Genomic DNA, 302 nt, shown 5'->3' on the forward strand with positions numbered 1-302 from the left:
GTCATGCCGGGCTTCACGCCGTCGAACAGGCAGGGGCCGAGGTAGTAGCCGCCGTCGTGGCCGTCGACCTTCACGCCGCGGCCATCGACCACCAGCCTGGCGCCAGCGGCAACGCCCGCATCGACGAAGGCCTTGACCTTCTCGAAGTGCGGCTTGGTGACCAGCGGGCCCATGTCGTTGCCGTTGTCGTTGCCGGGGCCGACCTTCATTTTCGCGATCTCGGCCTTCAGGCCCGCGACCACGGCGTCGCCCGTGTCGTCGCCGATGGCCACGACCAGCGGGATCGCCATGCAGCGCTCGCC

The 302-nt window shown here is 69.5% G+C and carries 1 protein-coding gene; it reads right to left on the reverse strand.

What is annotated here, in order from left to right; all coding sequences use genetic code 11:
* Positions 1–302 (reverse strand): aldehyde dehydrogenase family protein (locus DBV14_RS32870; RefSeq protein WP_124466379.1); only part of this gene is annotated, 302 nt, incomplete at both ends.

This window comes from Variovorax sp. KBW07 (assembly GCF_003852515.1).
GTDB lineage: Bacteria > Pseudomonadota > Gammaproteobacteria > Burkholderiales > Burkholderiaceae_C > Variovorax.